Origin of the sequence: Pseudoalteromonas sp. NBT06-2 (genome assembly GCF_002276045.1) — a bacterium.
Taxonomy (GTDB): Bacteria; Pseudomonadota; Gammaproteobacteria; order Enterobacterales; family Alteromonadaceae; genus Pseudoalteromonas.
This window is the reverse complement of the sequence record NZ_NQMR01000078.1, coordinates 24104-42713: the sequence shown is the minus strand read 5'-3', so window position 1 is coordinate 42713 and position 18610 is coordinate 24104. Positions and strand designations below refer to the sequence as shown.

Sequence of the window (18610 nt, the reverse complement as noted above, 5' to 3'; positions counted from 1 at the left end):
AATAGGGGGGGAGCGACTGCATATTTATATAATTTTATTTTGTATATTAAAATTATTAAGTGATACTATCATGCTGATTTATAGTAAAAACTTTTATTGTAGTAACCAATGCATAAGAGCTAACTATAAATCTTAAAAAGTTTGTAATAATAAAAGGACGTTTTAGATGATAATTGGTCTGTATCTTAGGCATGTAAAAGCTTATAAAGGCATTTGTTTTATACCTGTGGGTTTAAAATATAATTTTACTACATACGCAGGTGAAAATGGTGTTGGAAAAAGTACAATTCTTGAAGCTTTTAACTCCTATTTTAACGGTGCAAAATATCCAATTAATCAAAGCGCTCTTAATGATGGTATTAAAACTGTCGGAAACGAACCGTTTATTGCGCCTATTTTCTTAATTGAAAAATCAAAAGTATCTCGTCAAAAGAAAGAGTTCGATAAAGTTAGTACTTATTTTTGGGATATAAATAAAAGTGATGTCCCAAGCAAAACAAGAAGTTCTATGAATGAATTCTTCGAGCTAAGAAAAACTTTATTAGAAAATGGATATTCTAAAAGTTCCCATTACTTAATGTTAGTTGGTGAATCAGATGCTGATAGGGATGTTTTACCAAAACCTTATTTTGCTAGTTTTCATGGAGAAGAGTCTTTTGTTTCTCACTTACTCCAATTAACCCATGCTAATGCGAATCAGGTAAGCAGAGAAAAACAGAAAGAAATTTTAAAAAAAGAATTATTGGTTAGAGATTGGAAAAAGTTCTTTATAGAACTCAAGTCTCTTTATTCTTATGTATATTTTCCTGTTGAGCTCGATGCTGAAAGTTTTACAAAGATTGAAACAACTGAAATGCAAAAAATCTTCGATAAAGATATAAAGAAGGAAATTGAAAAATCATTAAAAGACGTAAATATTGATAAGAAAGATGGAATTAACAAAATTCTTGAAAATTTTGTTTTAGAAATAGAGGATATTTTAGAAAATGAATACTGTTACCATACTGGAAAAGATCGAAATAATGCAATTACAAAAAACGACCTCGTTAATAAAATTCTAGAAGTTTATTTTCAAAAAAGAATTTTAAATAAAAAAGATGGTGTTAATTTAACCAAAATCAGTGAGCTTAGCGCTGGGGAGAAAAGACAAGCGCTTATAAATTTAGTTTATGCCTTTTTAAAAAGAAATTCTAACAGAGAAAAAATGGTAATCATTGGTATCGATGAGCCTGAAAATTCACTTCACACTGCTTTATGTTATGAACAATTTGAAAAGTTAAAAGAGATATCTCTACATAACCAAATTTTAATAACAACTCATTGGTATGGTTTTTTGCCCATAGTTAGTGAAGGTCATAGTCACTTTTTAAATACAGTTGGTAGTCAAATTACCTTTGAAAGTTATGATCTCTATGACTATAAAGCTCAAGTCAAAAAAGATATTGAAGAATCAAAATATAATTATCCTAAAAACTTTGTATTGAAAAGTACTTATGATTTAGTCCAATCTATCTTTTATTCTATAAGAAGTGATAATGCTTACAATTGGATACTTTGTGAGGGGATAAGTGAAAAAATATATTTTGAATATTTTTTTCAAGAAGAAATTAAAAAGAAAAAGCTTAAAATATTGCCTCTGGGTGGTCAGAGGATGGTTATCAGGTTATATAAATATCTTGAGACCCCAATCTCGGAAGATAAACCAAATGGAAAGGTTTATTGTGTAATTGATACAGATATAACCAGATGTGAAAATCTAAAAAATGATAAAAGGAATAACCTAAAAATAAGTCGATTAAGTAATAAAAACTCACATGAGAAAACTCATTTACTAGATCTTGCGAATGCAGATACCTCTCCTACTGACATTGAACAAGCTTTAGAACCTTGTATTTTCCTAGAAACAATTAGAGAACTGACCGGTAACGATGATTTTAAATATCAAAATACATATGGTAATACAAGTTTTATAAAAAACTTTAAAAATCTTGAATTAGAAGATTACTTTAAAGAAAACCTTGGGGAAAATAAGATTCTTTTTGCTAAAAAATATGTTGAAATTTGCTCATCAAGGGAAAATGAGGGAGAGTACTTTAGGTCTCAATCCTTCGATAAAGAAGGAATCATACCTGAATGGATTTATCAGATTAAAAATTTTTTTGATGGTTAATTAAATTTATATTTTAATAATATGCTCAGTAACTAAAAGTTTTTAAATGGGTTTAAACTTTTGCTATTTCATTCCCTCATTTTACTTATTATACATAATAAAAAATGGCAATTTTATGGCGAATTAAATTTTAGATACAAAAAAGGTAGTTAAGATTTAACCTAACTACCTAATTCATAGCACTTAATTTGGTGGCGCTGGGGGACCCCCTATCCGGAAAGCGTAGTTATTACAATTGATTTTAAAGTTGTGGCCAATATGTGGTCATTTAAATGCCGTTGAACCATAAGTTATTGTTCTTAATTACTTTTTAAGTTTAGCAAATGCATCCGCAAAGGCATTACCCATAGCTGCATTGTTAGATTCTTTCCTTGACTTAGCTTGATGTTGTGGTTTTCTTTGCGCATCGTTTGCTTGAGACTTATTAGCTTGTGGTTTATGATTTTGTTTAGATTGAGGTGAAGTATGAATTTCATCATCTAAGCGCATGGTAAAGCTGATACGCTTACGAGCAACATCTACTTCTACTACTTTTACTTTTACAATATCACCGGCTTTTACGATTTCACGCGGATCTGAAATAAATTTATTAGTGATAGACGAAATATGTACTAAGCCGTCTTGATGTACGCCTACATCTATAAATGCACCAAAGTTAGCGACGTTTGAAACTACACCTTCTAAAATCATGCCTGGTTTTAAATCTGATACGGTTTCTACACCTTCTTTGAATGTGGCTGTTTTAAATTGTGGTCGCGGATCGCGACCCGGTTTATCTAGCTCTTCAATGATATCAGTTACTGTTGGCAGACCAAATTTTTCATCTGTGAAGTCATTAGCATTTAAGGCTTTTAAGCTTTCGCTGTTACCCATTAAATCAGATACTTCGATATTGGTTTTCATTAGTATGCGTTTTACTACTGGGTATGATTCAGGGTGAACGGACGAGCTATCTAGTGGGTCGGTGCCATTGCTAATACGTAAGAAACCAGCACTTTGTTCAAATGCTTTTGGCCCTAAGCGTGCTACTTTTTTAAGTTGGCTACGATCGGTAAATACGCCATTTTCATCACGATATTTAACAATGTTTTGCGATAGCGTTTTATTTAAGCCAGATACACGGGCTAATAATTGTGCTGAAGCCATGTTGATATCGACACCAACGCCATTTACACAGTCTTCTACTACACCATCTAGGCTAGTTGATAACAGGCTTTGCGATACGTCATGTTGGTATTGGCCAACACCAATGGCTTTAGGTTCAATTTTTACTAGCTCAGCAAGAGGGTCTTGCAAGCGACGCGCAATAGAAACAGCACCACGAATAGATACATCTAAATCAGGGAACTCGTTCGCTGCTAATTCTGACGCTGAATAAACTGATGCACCTGCTTCGCTGACAATAATTTTATTTATTTTCAAATCGCTTTCAGTTTTTATTAATTCAGCTGCAAGCTTGTCGGTTTCGCGCGAGGCAGTACCGTTACCAATGGCGATTAACTCTACTTTATGTTGGCGACACAATTGGCTTAAAGTGCGTAATGATTTGTCCCAATGATTTTGCGGTGCATGTGGGAATATAGTGCAGTGACCTAGCATTTTCCCTGTTACATCAACAAATGCTGCTTTTACGCCAGTACGTAAACCAGGATCTAAACCTAAAGTAACACGTGGGCCGGCAGGCGCTGCCATTAATAAGTCTTTTAGATTTTTAGCAAATACATCAATAGCGCCATTTTCGGCTTTATCGCGCATAGCGCCTAAAAATTCGTTTTCTAGGTGAAGTGATAATTTTGCTTTCCAACAAGTTTGCACAACACTTAATAGCCACTCACTTGCTGCTGTATTTTGTAAATCGATATTAAAGTGCTTAGCAATAATATTAATGCATATGCCTTCTGGGCGTTCTGAACTTGGGTCGGGCACCATTTTTAGTTGTACTACGCCGGCACTACGCGCTCGTAACATGGCAAGTGCACGGTGAGAAGGTACTTTTTTTAGATTTTCTGTGTGTTCAAAGTAATCTTGATATTTTGAACCTTCGTTTTCTTTACCTTTTACTAAGCGGCTATTTATCACGCCGTATTGGCTGATTTGACGACGTAATTTAGCAAGTAATTTAGCATCCTCAGCAAAACGTTCTATTAAAATAAATTTAGCGCCATCTAAAGCATCTTTTATTTCGTTGATTTTTTGCTCTGGATTTAAGAAGTTTTGTGCTTCGTTTTCTGGCGTTAATGATGGTTGAGAAAACAAGTTGTTGGCTAATGGCTCTAAACCCGCTTCGATTGCAATTTGGCCTTTGGTTCTGCGTTTAGCTTTAAAAGGTAGGTATAAATCTTCTAACTCAGTTTTACTGTTTGTTGCTTTTATATCTTGCTCTAACTGAGATGTTAATTTGTCTTGGTCTTTTATGGTATTTAATATGAATTTTCGCCTTTCTTCTAAGGTTCTTAAATAACCAAGGCGCTGCTCTAATAAGCGCAGCTGTGTATCATCTAATCCGCCAGTTGCTTCTTTTCTGTAGCGTGCTATGAATGGTACTGTTGCACCTTCATCTAATAATTGCGTGGCTGCGTTAACTTGGTTTTCATTGGCATTGAGTTCTTGTGCCAATTGAGATGCAATTTTGCTCATTTTGAACCTATAAACGTATATCAAATGAAGTGGTCATGAAAATAAATGGTTTTTTGAATCAGCTAGGTAAAATACTGATGCTAAATTCAAAACCCGCTATGATAGACCATATAATGAATAATATTGTCTCTATTAGTACTGCAAAAGTCCAATTTTAAAGTGCATTTGCATCATTTTTACTGATCGAGTGTTTGAAAAGAAGCTTAAATTATCTATGATGCTTAAGTGCATCCTTTTTATTTTTTTAATTAATTGAAGATATAAACGTGTGAAAACAAATTTAGTAACAGCCGAAGGTTATAGAAAACTTCAAGAAGAAGAAAATTATTTATGGACTGTAAAACGTCCTGAAATTACAAAAATAGTAACATGGGCTGCAAGCTTGGGAGATAGATCTGAAAATGCCGATTACACTTTTAATAAACGTGTTTTACGTCAAATAGATCGGCGTGTTAGATACTTAAGAAAACGATTACCTGATTTAAAAGTGGTTGAATACTCACAGGTTCAAGAAGGTAAAGTATTTTTTGGCGCCAAGGTTTATATTGAAAATGAAGCAGGCGAAACAAAATCATTTAAAATAGTGGGTCCAGATGAAATATATGGCGATGAAATGGAGTCTTATATTTCTATCGACTCACCAATGGCCAGAGCATTATTAAAAAAACAAGTAGATGATGAATTTATTGTAAAAACGCCACAGGGTAATAAAGAATGGTTTGTAAACGCAATTGAATACGAGAAATAATTCCTTTAGAGTCCGTAGTTATGATGAGTTTGATGTTAATTTAGCCATTATGAAACTTTCCGTAACAAACTAAATCATAAAAGGATTCTTATTATGATCATTTTCTTTTATATTTAGTTCATATTAATAACAGAAGTTAGCTCGGAGTTGGACATGGGACAGGAAACAACCAAAGTTTTAGTAGTAGATGATGATATGCGCTTACGTTCATTATTAGAACGTTACCTAGTAGAACAAGGTTTTATCGTCCGTTCAGCTGGAAATTCAGAACAAATGGATCGCCTGATAGAGCGTGAAAACTTTCATTTGTTAGTATTAGATTTAATGTTACCAGGTGAAGATGGTTTATCTATTTGTCGTCGTTTACGACAAAAAGAAAATGATATTCCAATTATCATGTTAACTGCCAAAGGCGATGAAGTTGACCGCATTATTGGTTTAGAGCTCGGTGCCGATGATTACATTCCTAAACCTTTTAACCCGCGTGAATTATTAGCTCGTATTAAAGCAATCTTACGCCGTCGTTCAGCTGATGTACCGGGTGCACCTGCTGCAGAAGAAAATAAAATTGAATTTGGTAACTTTAAACTAAACTTAGCAACACGTGAAATGAGCCACGGTGATGAAATTATATCGCTAACAAGTGGTGAGTTTGCTGTTTTAAAAGCGTTAGTTACTCACCCAAGAGAACCGCTTAGCCGTGATAAGTTAATGAATCTAGCGCGAGGTCGTGACTACAGCGCCCTTGAACGTAGTATTGATGTTCAGGTCTCTCGTCTGCGTCGTATGATTGAAGACGATCCAGCTAACCCTAGATACTTACAAACAGTTTGGGGACTTGGTTATGTATTTGTTCCTGACAGTGATGAATAATGCGATTATTTCCGCGTAGTGCATTTGGACAAACAGTATTTTTTGTTGGTGCACTACTTTTAATTAATCAAATTGTTTCATATATATCAGTGACTTTTTATGTCGTTAAACCTACTATTGAGCAAGTAACTTTAATGCTTTCTAAACAAGTTAAAATCGTATTTATAGGTGTTAACGATGGCATTGTTTTATCTCCTGAAATAGCCGAGAAATTTCATTTGGCAACAGGGGTAGAAGTCATGAGTGAAAAAAAAGCATTTAAAAATGGTCTTGAAATGGCATCTGAATATCCGATGTTATCTAACATAATGTCAGAGCAATTAGGTGGACCTGCACGAGTTAGAATTAATCAAGCAAGCCAACTAGTTTATTGGGTTGAATCGCCACAAGCACCAGGATATTGGGTGCGAGTACCGTTAATGGGCTTTAAAGAAACGCAATTAGAGTTTTTAACATTTTATTTGGCTTGTATCGGTGTGTTAAGTGTTTTAGGTGGCTGGTTATTTGCGAGCCAATTAAACCGACCACTAAAATCATTACAAGATGCCGCGGTTAAAGTTGGTGTAGGGGATTATTCTACTCAACTCAAAGAGCGCGGTTCTATTGAAGTGATTGAAGTAACACGTGCATTTAATCAAATGTCTAAAGGCATTAAAGAGCTCGAAGAAGACCGGCGCTTATTGATGGCGGGAGTATCACATGACTTGAGAACGCCTTTAACACGTATTCGCTTAGCTACAGAAATGATGTCTGACGATGAAGATTATTTACGAGATGGCATTATTTATGATATAGAAGATATGAATACGATTATAGATCAATTCATTGAATATCTAAGGCATCATAAAGTGGCAGAATTAGATAGTGAAGACTTAAATGCTTTAGTTGCCGAGGTCGTTTCTTCTGAACAAAAACAGCAAAGAGTGATTAAAGCTCAGCTTAATGACAATATTCCAAATATTCCATTAAGTCATGTTGCAATCAAGCGTGTAATAACAAATATGATCGTGAACGCACTGCGTTACTCTGATGATGATATTCAAGTGATAACAGGTTTAGATAAATCTAAAAAATACGCTTATGTGGCCATCCAAGATAAAGGCCCTGGCATTCCTGAAAACGAACTAGAACGCGTATTTCAACCATTCACACAAGGAGATTTAGCGCGTGGAAGTGAAGGCAGTGGTTTAGGTTTAGCAATCATCAAACGTATCGTAGATATGCATAATGGCACAGTAACTTTAAGAAATATGCCTGAAGGTGGGTTAGAAGCAAAAGTAAACTTCCTTGTTAAACAGTAGGGAAAAAAAATAAAACTAAAAAGGGGTCGGAGTGAATTAACTTAAAATGGGTTAATGTACTCCGACCCCTTTTTGGTGGATATTAAAAAAGGCTAGCCTTAGCTAACCTTTTTATTTTGTTAATGTTCGAGAGTAAACTCTCGCAGCAATATTATAACTGAGGACCAGCTGATACTAATGCTTTACCATTATCTGTATCAGTGAATTTCTCAAAGTTATTTACAAAGCGTTGTGCTAAATCTACTGCTTTATCATTCCAAACGCTTGCATCTTTGTATGTTCTACGAGGATCAAGGATGTCACCTTCAACACCTTCAACTGAAGTCGGTACGGCTAAGTTGAACATAGGGATAACAGTTGTTTCAGCGTTATCAATTGAACCATCTAAGATTGAATCAATGATGGCACGCGTTGCTTTGATAGAAATACGTTTACCAGTACCGTTCCAACCTGTGTTAACTAAGTAAGCTTCTGCGCCAGCATCTTCCATACGTTTATGTAATACTTCAGCGTACTGAGTTGGATGTAGGCTTAAAAATGCAGCACCGAAACAGCTAGAGAAAGTAGGGGTAGGCTCTGTAATACCACGTTCAGTGCCGGCTAGTTTTGCTGTGAAACCTGAAAGGAAGTAGTATTCAGTTTGCTCTGGCGTTAATTTAGCAACTGGTGGTAAAACACCAAATGCATCAGCAGTTAAGAAAATTACTTTCTTAGCATGTCCTGCACGAGAAACTGGTTTTACTATATTGTCGATATGGTGAATCGGGTAAGAAACACGTGTGTTCTCAGTTTTCGAGTTATCGTCAAAATCAATTTTACCGTTCGCATCAACAGTTACGTTTTCTAATAATGCATCACGACGGATTGCATTATAGATATCTGGTTCGTTTTCTTTGCTAAGGTTGATTGTTTTTGCGTAACAACCGCCTTCAAAGTTAAATACGCCATTGTCATCCCAACCATGTTCATCATCACCGATAAGTTGACGTTTAGGATCTGTAGAAAGCGTTGTTTTACCAGTCCCTGATAAACCAAAGAAAATTGCTGTATCGCCATCTTTACCAACATTTGCACTACAGTGCATAGATGCAATGCCTTGAAGCGGAAGGTAGTAGTTCATCATGGAGAACATACCTTTTTTCATTTCGCCGCCGTACCAAGTACCACCGATCAGTTGAACTTTTTCAGTTAAGTTGAAAGCAACAAAGTTTTCAGAGTTAAGACCTTGCTCTTTCCATTTATTATTGACTGTTTTTGCACCGTTCATAACTACGAAATCAGGTTCGTAATTTTCAAGCTCAGCTTCAGTAGGACGAATGAACATGTTTTTAACAAAATGTGCTTGCCATGCTACTTGAGTAATGAAACGTACTTTTAAACGTGTTGCTTCATCAGCACCACAAAAAGTATCAACAACAAATAAACGTTCGCCGCTTAATTGTGTTGTAACTAAACCTTTTAAATGATCCCATGTTTCTGGGGTCATAGGTTTGTTATCATTTTTACCTTGATCAGACCACCATACTGTATCGCGAGTTACGTCATCACGAACAATATATTTATCTTTAGGTGAACGACCGGTAAAAATACCTGTGTCTACATTTACTGCGCCAAGTTTAGTTTCGACACCTTTGTCAAAACCTTCTAGGCCGGCTTTAGTTTCTTCTGAAAAAAGCAACTCATAAGAGGGATTGTAAACAATTTCTGTCACATCATTGATACCATATAGTGACAAATCAATTGAGTTTTCTAAAGCGGTCATGCAAAAACACTCCTACGTTTGAACGGGGTTTAGTTATAAAGAACGATTGTGAGATTAGGCGCTAATTCTAGGTGATCACTGGCTAAAACAAAAGCAATAAAAGGCGTTAAGTCGTAGTTTTCAAAAAAATCATTTATGACACCGGTATCATATTGCCAATGTAAGATGAAATTTATTAATGACAGCGGTGTCAGTCTGTTTTCCATATTTGAGCAATAAAAAGGCCGAGCAATGCTCGGCTGTTTGCCAGTAATAAAAATTACTAATATTTATAATTTACAGTTAGTGAAAAAGGGCTCTGACTTGCGATTCATCAAAAATATAATTTTGTAAGCAGTAATGGCAATTAATTTGAATGTCACCATGGCTTGCTATTTCTTCTAATAAAGACTCAAGACCAACATTCATTAATGCGCCTGCAGTTTTATCACGAGTGCAAGTACATTTGTAATTTACAGCTTGCGGTTCAAATACTTTTGGATTGTCTTCATGATAAAGACGAGTTAAAACAGTCGTTGCATCTAAAGTTAACAACTCTTCATCTTTAATAGTATTTGATAGTGCTTCAAGATGAATAAAGTCTTGTTCAGCTTTTTCTTTATCAACAGGCAATACTTGTAAAAATAAGCCTGATACTTTAGCTGCATCTTCAGTAATATTAGTTGCAAACCATAAACGAGTTTTTAATTGCTCCGACTGTGTAAAGTATTGCTCTAAACATTTTGCTAATGTATCAGCATCAAGTGGCACTATACCTTGATATCTTTCACCTTTTTTAGGTGTGATAGTAATGACCATCTGGCCTTTACCGATCAGTTCTTTGATACTTGTGCCTTTTATTTCACGTTGTAGGCGCGCAATGCCTCGCATATTTTGTTCGTTATCACCGTTGATCACGGCATACTTTACAGGACCATCACCTTGTAACTGAACGGCAATGTCACCTTCAAATTTTAGAGTCGCCGTTAACAAACAGGTTGCTGCTAATAATTCCCCTAGTAACTCTTTAACTGGAGTTGGGTAATCATGACCTTTAATGATTTCGTTAAACGTGGTGTTTAACTGAACTAATTCCCCCCTGGCATCGAGGTCTTCAAAAATATATCTGTGTAATAAATCTTGCATCTTGAACTTGCCTATCTTAAATTTATGTATCGTAGAATTTAAATCCTGCGGTATTACTATAAAGTGCTTTAATAAAACGGGTTTTGCTTCGCTTAATTCTGTTTAAATTGAATAATTTTACGTCTTTGTTTCTTATCTGGTTTACGATCTGGATGTGGTGAAAAGAAATTGTTATTTTTTCTAGCTATCGTATTTATTTCACGCTGTTTTATGCTTTCATCTGACTCTTGATATAAAAGTTGTGCTTCAGGTGCGCCGCGTCTGTGTTCAGATATAACTAAAACAGTAATGATTTTTTCATCATAATTTTGAGTCAGTTTTATAATTGCGCCTATTTCAACTGTTTTACTAGCTTTGCACCTTTGGCCATTATATTGAACTTTTCCCCCTTGAACCATGTCTCTTGCTATAGCGCGGGTTTTATAAAACCTTGCAGCCCAAAGCCATTTATCTAATCTAACTTTAAGAGTGTCATTTGGCTGTGTTTTTGGATTTTTTGCCATTCTAAATTAAATATCGCTGAGAAATTGTGCGAAATATAGCATGAAAAGACTTTTTTAAAAAGAGACTACATTTGTTTACGAAATACTTAAACATAGTAAGAATAAGTGTTAGAAAGGTGTTTGTACCTTTTTATTCAATTTCTAGATAAGATTAACTATTAAGTCACTTGTTGTATGAAAATAAGCGCGTTAAGATGTCATCGCTATTAATTATAAAAAATAAAGGTTATGCAGCAAAAATCACAACAAATTCAGTATTTAATTGCCAAACTACCAGAAAGGCAAATTAGTTTTACACTACTATTAGTAATTGTGGTGTATGTTGCATATTTATCTGCTCAAGCATTTTGGCTATTTTGGCCACAACCTCAAGAATCAAATTCATTTATTAATAGCTCTAATTCAAATTCAGCTAGCCGCAGTAGCATTAATAGTTCAGGTATTACCGATCTAAATTTATTTGGTATTGCCAATGCAAAACCGATTAAAACAGAAATTGAAACACCAAAAATCATTAACGATGCCCCAGAAACAACATTAAATATCAATTTAACGGGTGTGATGGCTGTGAATCAAAATGATAAAGCTGGTTCAGCTATTATAGAAAGCCAAGGCTCACAAGAAACCTATGCGGTCGGAGATGTTGTTAAAGGCACGCGAGCAACAATTAAACAGGTATTTGCAGATCGTGTCATTATACAGGTACGTAGTCGATATGAAACTTTGATGTTAGACGGGTTTAACTTTTCGAAAACAGTAAGTGGTGTAAAACGTAAGCCACAAAGTACTTTCCCTAAAAAAATCACAAAAAATTCACGTACTATTAAAGCAACGCAAAATGCAGATGTAAAACGTGAAATTCGTGAAAAACGGGCAGAATTAGTAAAAGATCCAGGTAAGTTATTTGATTATATTCGAGTTTCGCCATCTAGGGTAAATGGTGAATTAGTTGGATATAAATTAAGACCTGGAAAAGATCCTGCGTTATTTAAAAAGATGGGGTTGAAGAACAATGACTTAGCAACTTCAATCAATGGTTATATGCTTACTGATATGAAGCAAGCTATGGCTGCAATTAATGAATTGCGCACCGCACAATCAGCTACGATTTCAATTGATCGCAAGGGCGAACAATTGGACGTATTGTTTAGTTTAGAATAATAGATTCGGAGTTTATAAGATGAATCACATGCAAGGCCGCCTAAAAAAAAGCACTAAAATTAAGAAAGGGTTGGCAAAATACGCCGCATTGATGCTTGCTATAGGAACTTCGTTGTCTGTTGCTGCTGTAGAGTATTCAGCTAATTTTAAGGGCACAGATATTAATGAGTTTATTAATATCGTTGGTAAAAATTTAAATAAAACCATTATTATTGACCCAGCAGTACGCGGCAAAATTAACGTGCGCAGCTATGAATTAATGGATGAAAAGCTTTATTATCAATTTTTCTTAAATGTACTGGAAGTGCAAGGTATTGCTGTTGTTGAAATGGATAACGGTATATTAAAAATAGAAAAAAGCTCTAGCGCTAAAAAATCTAGCGTACCAGTAATGGATGATGGCGATGACACATCTTACGGTGATATGATGGTGACACGTGTTATTCGTGTTAAAAATGTCAGTGTTCAAGAGTTAGGCCCGCTTATTCGTCAGTTTAGTGATCAAAAAGATGGTGGTCATGTAACTAATTATAAAGACGCAAACGTAATGATGCTGACAGGTCATGCTGCATCAGTAAATCGCTTGGTTAAAATCATACGTTTAGTTGATCAGGCGGGTGATAAACAAGTTGATATCATTCGTTTAAAACATGCAGCACCTGGTGATATTGTATCTGTTATTGAAAAAATTTATAAACCAACCTCTGGAAAGTCTAATATACCGGCTTTTTTAATTCCTAAAGTGGTTGCTGATGATCGTACTAATAGCATTATTGTAAGTGGTGAAACACAAGCAAGGGAGCGAGCTTTAGAATTAATTAAAAGATTAGATGGCGAACTTGAAAGCCAAGGTAATACTAAGGTTGTATATCTAAACTACGCTAAATCCGAAGAATTAGTAAAAGTATTGCAGGGTGTAAGCAAGTCAATTGCTGAGGAACAAAAGAAATCTAGCTCTAAATCTAAAAGTCGTAATAGTAAAAACCAAACAAGTATAGAAGCCCATACTGAAACGAATTCACTCGTTATTACAGCACAACCTGATGTAATGCGTTCACTTGAAAAAGTCATTGCTAAATTAGATGTGCGTCGTCCACAAGTTTTAGTTGAAGCGATTATCTTAGAGGTATTTGAAGGTGATGGTATTAACTTAGGTTTTCAGTGGATCACAAAGCAAGGCGGCATGGTACAATTTAATAATGGCACTGTACCTGTTGGTTCATTAGCTGTGGCAGCGGAACAAGCAAGAGATAAAACGATTACCGAAACAACAGCCTCTACCAATGCTAATGGCAGTACTGTGGGTTCTGCTCCGACTACAAGAGTTGTAGAAGGTGATTTAACCGCTGCTGCAAGCTTACTTTCCAGTGTCAGTGGTATGGCTATGGGTATCATTAAAGGTGATTGGGGCGCGATTATTCAAGCCGCTGCAACTGATACTAATACTAATGTTTTATCAACACCTTCAATTACTACCATGGATAATCAAGAAGCCTCGATGATCGTAGGTCAAGAAATTCCAATTTTGACAGGTTCTGCTGCAGGGAGTAATAATTCAAACCCATTTAGTACGGTAGATCGTCAAGAAGTCGGTATAAAATTAAAAGTAACACCACAAATTAATGATGGCTCTGCAATTCTATTAACTATTGAGCAAGAAGTTTCGAGTATCAGTGGTTCCACTTCGGTTGATATTATTACTAATAAACGTGAATTTAGTACAACCGTATTAGCTGATGATGGCAAGATGGTTATACTGGGAGGTTTGATTGATGAAGATGTGCAAGAAAGTGTTTCTAAGGTGCCGATTTTAGGTGACATTCCAATTTTAGGCCATTTATTTAAATCAAGTAGTACTACTAAACGCAAACGTAATTTAATGGTATTTATTCGGGCAACTATCATTCGTGATGGTGTCACTATGAATAAATTAAGCCATGAAAAATATAATTACCTGCGTTCAGAGCAAGAAAAAATGGATGAAAAAGGTATATCATTAATGCCCGGTTCGCAAACTCCAGTATTACCTGAGTGGAATGATGAATTAGTTTTACCACCTACTTATCAAGAGTTCTTGCACAATAAAAATAAAAAAGAGAAAAAAGATGACTGAGTTAGCGGTCGCAGTTCCAATGGCTGCTAAGCGCCTGCCTTTTTCTTATGCGCGTCGCTTTGGTGTGTTTTTGAGTCATGAACAGCAAAGTAATAATTTCACTTTGTTTTATAAAGGTGAGTTAAACCTAGAAGTTTTACTTGAAGCAAGACGTATTGCAGCTCAAAGTTTTACAACGGTGCGACTTACTGATGATGACTTTGAATTACAAATCGAAGCTATCTACCAAAGAGATAGCTCTGAAACGCAGCAAATTATGGAAGATATTGGCAACGAAGTTGATTTATTCTCTTTAGCTGAAGAGTTGCCGACAACGGAAGATTTGTTAGCCAGTGATGATGATGCACCGATTATCAAGCTGATTAATGCTATGTTAGGTGAAGCAATTAAAGAAGGTGCTTCAGATATACATATTGAAACTTTTGAGATGGATTTAGTGATCCGTTTTAGAGTTGATGGGGTTTTAAAAGAAGTATTAAAACCTAATCGCAAGCTATCTTCTTTATTAGTTTCTCGGATCAAGGTAATGGCTAAATTAGATATTGCTGAGAAACGTATACCGCAAGACGGTCGTATTAGCTTAAAAATAGCGGGTCGTGCTGTTGATGTACGTGTATCAACTATGCCTTCAAGTTATGGTGAGCGTGTCGTATTACGTTTACTTGATAAAAACAATGCGCGCCTAGATTTACAAGATTTAGGTATGAATGATGATAATCGTGTGACTTTCACTGATTTAGTACGTAAGCCGCACGGTATTATTTTAGTTACTGGGCCTACAGGCTCGGGGAAAAGTACTACGCTATATGCAGGTCTTGCTGAGATAGATTCAAAAGAAAGCAATATTTTAACTGTTGAAGATCCCATTGAGTATGAAATTGCAGGTATTGGTCAAACACAAGTAAATGCTAAAGTGGATATGACATTTGCTCGTGGCTTACGCGCCATTTTACGTCAAGATCCTGATGTCGTTATGGTGGGGGAAATCCGTGATTTAGAAACAGCACAAATATCAGTTCAAGCGTCATTAACCGGTCACATGGTATTATCTACTTTACATACGAATACCGCAGCAGGTGCAATAACACGTATGGAAGATATGGGGGTAGAGCCTTTTTTATTATCTTCATCATTATTAGGTGTTTTATCACAACGTTTAGTACGTACTTTATGTCCTGATTGTAAGCAATCTCATGTGGCAGATGAAAAAGAATGTCGTTTATTGGGGGTTGAATTTAATCAGGGAGTGCAAATTTACCGAGCATTAGGCTGTACAGAATGTAATCACAATGGTTATCGAGGTCGTACAGGTATTCATGAATTATTGGTTGTTGATGATGCTATCAGAGAGCTTATTCATAACGGTAAAAGTGAACAAGCGGTAGAAAAATATATTCGTAAAACAACACCCAGTATTCGACAAGATGGTTGTAGAAAAGTATTACTAGGCGAAACAACATTAGAAGAAGTATTGCGTGTTACTAGAGAGGAAAGCTAGTGCCTGCATTTGAATACAAAGCATTAAATGCTAAAGGTAAAAGCATAAAGGGCTTGGTTGAAGCGGATACCGCAAAACAGGTCAGGCATAATTTAAGAGAAAAAGGTTTAACACCTTTAGAAATTAATGTTGCAGCAGAGGGAGAGAGAAAACAAAGTGGTAGTTTTTTTAAAACTAAAATATCAACTGCCGATCTCTCTTTAATTACACGCCAATTAGCAACATTAATACAGTCGGCATTACCTGTAGAAGAAGCAATATTAGCGGTAGCTGAACAATGTGAAAAGCCTAGACTAAAAGGCATGCTAATGTCGGTTCGCTCAAAAGTTGTCGAAGGTTATACTTTAGCTGATGGCTTAGCTGAATTTCCTCATGTATTTGATTATTTATATCGTGCCATGGTTGCGGCAGGTGAAAAGTCAGGTCATTTAGATAAAGTACTGAATCGCTTAGCTGATTATACTGAGCAACGTCAGCATATGCGTAGCCAAATTACACAAGCTATGGTTTATCCAATGGTGCTAGTTGTTTTTGCAATTGGTATTATTTCTATATTATTAGGTAGTGTAGTACCTAAAATATTAAAAACATTTGAAAAATCAAAACAAGCTTTGCCTTGGACGACAGAGTGGGTACTTGCTGCGAGTAATTATGTGCAAAACTATTGGTTGATCACCTTAGTTGTATTTTTAAGTCTTATTTTTGGTATAAAAAAGGCGTTAGCAAAACCACATATTCGCTTTTGGTATGATAGTAAACTTTTAACGCTTCCGGGTTTAGGAAAAGTAAGTCGCAGCTTAAATACTGCGCGATTTGCCCGTACATTAAGTATTTTATCCTCTAGCTCAGTACCTTTATTAGAAGGTATGAAAATATCAGGTGAAGTACTGGCAAATGAACGCATAAAAAAGGCTGTAGGAGATGCGGCTGTTAAAGTAAGTGAAGGTGCGACGCTAAGGGCTTCATTACAGCAAACAAAGTTTTTCCCCCCTATGATGTTGCATATGATTGCCAGTGGTGAAAAGTCAGGTGAGCTTGAGCAAATGTTAGAACGTTCGGCAGATAATCAGGATAGAGAATTTGAAAGCTTAGTGAGTGTGTCATTAAAGCTTCTTGAACCTGCCATGATTGCGGGAATGGCAGTGATTGTATTGTTTATTGTAATGGCAATATTACAGCCAATAATGGCAATGAACAAAGCGATTGGTATGTAGTCTTAATAAAAGTCTTATAAAATTTAAAATTAGAGGTAAACAATGAAAAAACAGTCTGGTTTTTCACTATTAGAAGTAATGGTGGTTTTAGTGATCATAGGCATGATCATGGCGATAGTTGCACCCAATATTATGGGACAACAAGAAGAAGCGGCTGTAGATAAAGCGCATTTAGACATACAGCAGTTAGAAGATGCGATGGCGATGTATAAATTGCGTAATAAAGTATATCCGTCAACAGAGCAAGGTCTTGAAGCATTAGTAACAGAAACGGATATTGAACCTTTACCAAGACGTTTTCCCGAAGGTGGTTTTATCGATAAATTACCTGAAGATCCATGGGGTAATCCGTACCAGCTAGTAAGCCCTGGTGATAATGGTAAAATTGATTTGTTTTCTATGGGCCCTGACGGTGAAGTGGGTACAGAAGATGATATTGGTAATTGGAATGAAGAAGATACACAAGGTTAAAATAGCTTTTGGAATAGCACTTGTTTCATAGTATTCACAGTAAGGTGAAAAATTTAAAACCATGCAGTAAAACGCATGGTTTTACACGTTATCGTCAAAAAAGTTTAGGCTTTAGCTTAATTGAAATCATGGTTGTATTAGTCATTATCGCATTTGCCACTAATATGATGGTTTACAATTTAGGCGGTGGTCAAGAAGATGAATTAGAAAAATCAGCTGTTAAAATGAATTCGGTTATTAATTTAGCTGCTGACTATGCGGTATTAAACCAGTTAGAGTTAGGCTTTCATATCGATAAAGGTGTTTTAGAGTTTCTTGCATTTGATGGCGAAAAGTGGATACCTTTAACTGGCAATAAGGTTTTCAAAGCGGTTAAATTTCCTGACTTTATGGATGTTGAGTTACAGCTTGATGATCTTCCTTGGGCACAAGACAACTTATTAGAGCAAGTTGATTGGCGAGAGTTGATGGATACAGATGATGAAGAAAGCTTTTTAGAAATTGAAAAATTAAAAGTGCCTCAAGTTATATTGTTATCATCAGGGGAGGTGAGCCCTTTTTCATTATCACTTTCATTAAAAGAGCAAGTAGAACCGACCTTTTTTATTCAAGGTGAGTTTATGGCGCCGGTTTTATTTAAGAGAGAACCTGAACTATGAAAAATAAAAGTGTAGGGTTTACTTTATTAGAGGTGATGGTTGCATTAAGTATTTGTGCTATGGCGGGGATTGCAGCGATGCAAGTCGCTGGTCAGCATATTAATCACCTTTCAATTGTAGAACAGCAAGCTTATGCCTCTTGGGTTGCTGAAAACCAATTAGCTGAAATAACTCTGAGTGATAAATGGCCGCCTAAAAATAATAAAAAAGGCAATGAAGAACAAGCAGGTCATAAATGGTATTGGCAGCAAAAAGTCATAAAAACAGAAACTGCAGACTTTTATCAGGTCACAGTTGTTGTATTTGAGAGTGAAAAATACCAAGAAGCTGTTTACGAATTAAGTACCTATGTCACTAAGAGTAATACCAAGTGAA

16 protein-coding genes are annotated in these 18610 nt (G+C 35.7%); 11 read left to right on the top strand and 5 right to left on the bottom strand.

Features of this window, described 5'->3' with window-relative positions; all coding sequences use genetic code 11:
• Positions 1 to 166 precede the first annotated feature (166 nt).
• On the top strand, positions 167 to 2170 hold the full coding sequence (locus CJF42_RS15515; RefSeq protein ID WP_095367561.1) for an AAA family ATPase: 2004 nt from the start codon (positions 167 to 169) through the stop codon (positions 2168 to 2170).
• A 303-nt stretch (positions 2171 to 2473) separates the two neighbouring features.
• On the opposite strand, the gene CJF42_RS15510 is transcribed toward CJF42_RS15515, so the two are convergent.
• Positions 2474 to 4807 (bottom strand): Tex family protein, encoded by a 2334-nt coding sequence (locus CJF42_RS15510; RefSeq protein WP_095367560.1) that lies wholly within the window; start codon positions 4805 to 4807, stop codon positions 2474 to 2476.
• Between the two features lie 268 nt (positions 4808 to 5075).
• On the opposite strand from CJF42_RS15510, the gene greB reads away from it, so the two are divergent.
• The 3 genes from greB to envZ all read left to right on the top strand — a co-directional run bounded on the left by greB (position 5076) and on the right by envZ (position 7729).
• Positions 5076 to 5555: a transcription elongation factor GreB gene (greB, locus tag CJF42_RS15505; RefSeq protein ID WP_095367559.1), complete on the top strand. Its 480-nt coding sequence runs from the start codon at positions 5076 to 5078 to the stop codon at positions 5553 to 5555.
• 153 nt (positions 5556 to 5708) lie between these two features.
• Positions 5709 to 6428 (top strand): osmolarity response regulator transcription factor OmpR, encoded by a 720-nt coding sequence (gene ompR, locus CJF42_RS15500; RefSeq protein ID WP_095367558.1) that lies wholly within the window; start codon positions 5709 to 5711, stop codon positions 6426 to 6428.
• Positions 6428 to 7729, top strand: a complete 1302-nt coding sequence (gene envZ / locus CJF42_RS15495; RefSeq protein ID WP_095367557.1) for a two-component system sensor histidine kinase EnvZ — start codon at positions 6428 to 6430, stop codon at positions 7727 to 7729. The genes ompR and envZ overlap by 1 nt, the downstream gene beginning before the upstream one ends.
• A gap of 151 nt (positions 7730 to 7880) precedes the next feature.
• On the opposite strand, the gene pckA is transcribed toward envZ, so the two are convergent.
• The 4 genes from pckA to hslR all read right to left on the bottom strand — a co-directional run bounded on the left by pckA (position 7881) and on the right by hslR (position 11119).
• Positions 7881 to 9491, bottom strand: a complete 1611-nt coding sequence (gene pckA, locus CJF42_RS15490; RefSeq protein WP_095367556.1) for a phosphoenolpyruvate carboxykinase (ATP) — start codon at positions 9489 to 9491, stop codon at positions 7881 to 7883.
• A 29-nt stretch (positions 9492 to 9520) separates the two neighbouring features.
• Positions 9521 to 9697: a hypothetical protein gene (locus CJF42_RS27560; RefSeq protein ID WP_170940630.1), complete on the bottom strand. Its 177-nt coding sequence runs from the start codon at positions 9695 to 9697 to the stop codon at positions 9521 to 9523.
• 76 nt (positions 9698 to 9773) lie between these two features.
• Entirely contained in the window at positions 9774 to 10616 is an 843-nt protein-coding gene (gene hslO, locus CJF42_RS15485) for an Hsp33 family molecular chaperone HslO (protein WP_095367555.1), read from the bottom strand.
• Between the two features lie 92 nt (positions 10617 to 10708).
• The gene (gene hslR / locus CJF42_RS15480) at positions 10709 to 11119 is read right to left on the bottom strand and encodes a ribosome-associated heat shock protein Hsp15 (RefSeq protein WP_095367554.1); all 411 of its coding nucleotides are present in this window, start codon (positions 11117 to 11119) and stop codon (positions 10709 to 10711) included.
• Positions 11120 to 11347: 228 nt separating this feature from the next.
• Between hslR and gspC the strand changes: the two genes are divergently transcribed.
• The 7 genes from gspC to gspI are packed head-to-tail and all read left to right on the top strand — an operon-like array spanning position 11348 to position 18609.
• Complete coding sequence (gene gspC / locus CJF42_RS15475; protein WP_095367553.1) at positions 11348 to 12280, top strand: type II secretion system protein GspC; 933 nt, start codon at positions 11348 to 11350, stop codon at positions 12278 to 12280.
• Positions 12281 to 12299: 19 nt separating this feature from the next.
• Complete coding sequence (gspD, locus tag CJF42_RS15470) at positions 12300 to 14393, top strand: type II secretion system secretin GspD (RefSeq protein ID WP_252097628.1); 2094 nt, start codon at positions 12300 to 12302, stop codon at positions 14391 to 14393.
• Positions 14386 to 15891 carry a type II secretion system ATPase GspE gene (gene gspE, locus CJF42_RS15465; protein WP_095367552.1) on the top strand — a complete coding sequence of 502 codons (1506 nt, stop codon included), beginning with the start codon at positions 14386 to 14388 and terminating at the stop codon, positions 15889 to 15891. The genes gspD and gspE overlap by 8 nt, the downstream gene beginning before the upstream one ends.
• A complete protein-coding gene (gene gspF / locus CJF42_RS15460; protein ID WP_095367551.1) occupies positions 15891 to 17105 on the top strand; it encodes a type II secretion system inner membrane protein GspF in 1215 nt (404 codons plus the stop codon). The genes gspE and gspF overlap by 1 nt, the downstream gene beginning before the upstream one ends.
• 42 nt (positions 17106 to 17147) lie before the next feature.
• Positions 17148 to 17576 carry a type II secretion system major pseudopilin GspG gene (gene gspG / locus CJF42_RS15455; RefSeq protein WP_095367550.1) on the top strand — a complete coding sequence of 143 codons (429 nt, stop codon included), beginning with the start codon at positions 17148 to 17150 and terminating at the stop codon, positions 17574 to 17576.
• A gap of 44 nt (positions 17577 to 17620) precedes the next feature.
• The gene (gene gspH, locus CJF42_RS15450) at positions 17621 to 18235 is read left to right on the top strand and encodes a type II secretion system minor pseudopilin GspH (RefSeq protein ID WP_286203503.1); all 615 of its coding nucleotides are present in this window, start codon (positions 17621 to 17623) and stop codon (positions 18233 to 18235) included.
• Positions 18232 to 18609: a type II secretion system minor pseudopilin GspI gene (gspI, locus tag CJF42_RS15445; RefSeq protein ID WP_095367549.1), complete on the top strand. Its 378-nt coding sequence runs from the start codon at positions 18232 to 18234 to the stop codon at positions 18607 to 18609. Before gspH ends, gspI begins: the two co-directional genes overlap by 4 nt.
• Position 18610: the final 1 nt, after the last annotated feature.

Coding starts and splice junctions, on each gene's coding strand:
- CJF42_RS15515 (WP_095367561.1), top strand. CDS start 167: ATGATAATTGGTCTGTATCTTAGGCATGTAAAAGCTTATAAAGGCATT.
- CJF42_RS15510 (WP_095367560.1), bottom strand. CDS start 4,807: ATGAGCAAAATTGCATCTCAATTGGCACAAGAACTCAATGCCAATGAA.
- pckA (WP_095367556.1), bottom strand. CDS start 9,491: ATGACCGCTTTAGAAAACTCAATTGATTTGTCACTATATGGTATCAAT.
- CJF42_RS27560 (WP_170940630.1), bottom strand. CDS start 9,697: ATGGAAAACAGACTGACACCGCTGTCATTAATAAATTTCATCTTACAT.
- ompR (WP_095367558.1), top strand. CDS start 5,709: ATGGGACAGGAAACAACCAAAGTTTTAGTAGTAGATGATGATATGCGC.
- hslR (WP_095367554.1), bottom strand. CDS start 11,119: ATGGCAAAAAATCCAAAAACACAGCCAAATGACACTCTTAAAGTTAGA.
- gspD (WP_252097628.1), top strand. CDS start 12,300: ATGAATCACATGCAAGGCCGCCTAAAAAAAAGCACTAAAATTAAGAAA.
- envZ (WP_095367557.1), top strand. CDS start 6,428: ATGCGATTATTTCCGCGTAGTGCATTTGGACAAACAGTATTTTTTGTT.
- gspC (WP_095367553.1), top strand. CDS start 11,348: ATGCAGCAAAAATCACAACAAATTCAGTATTTAATTGCCAAACTACCA.
- gspG (WP_095367550.1), top strand. CDS start 17,148: ATGAAAAAACAGTCTGGTTTTTCACTATTAGAAGTAATGGTGGTTTTA.
- gspE (WP_095367552.1), top strand. CDS start 14,386: ATGACTGAGTTAGCGGTCGCAGTTCCAATGGCTGCTAAGCGCCTGCCT.
- gspI (WP_095367549.1), top strand. CDS start 18,232: ATGAAAAATAAAAGTGTAGGGTTTACTTTATTAGAGGTGATGGTTGCA.
- hslO (WP_095367555.1), bottom strand. CDS start 10,616: ATGCAAGATTTATTACACAGATATATTTTTGAAGACCTCGATGCCAGG.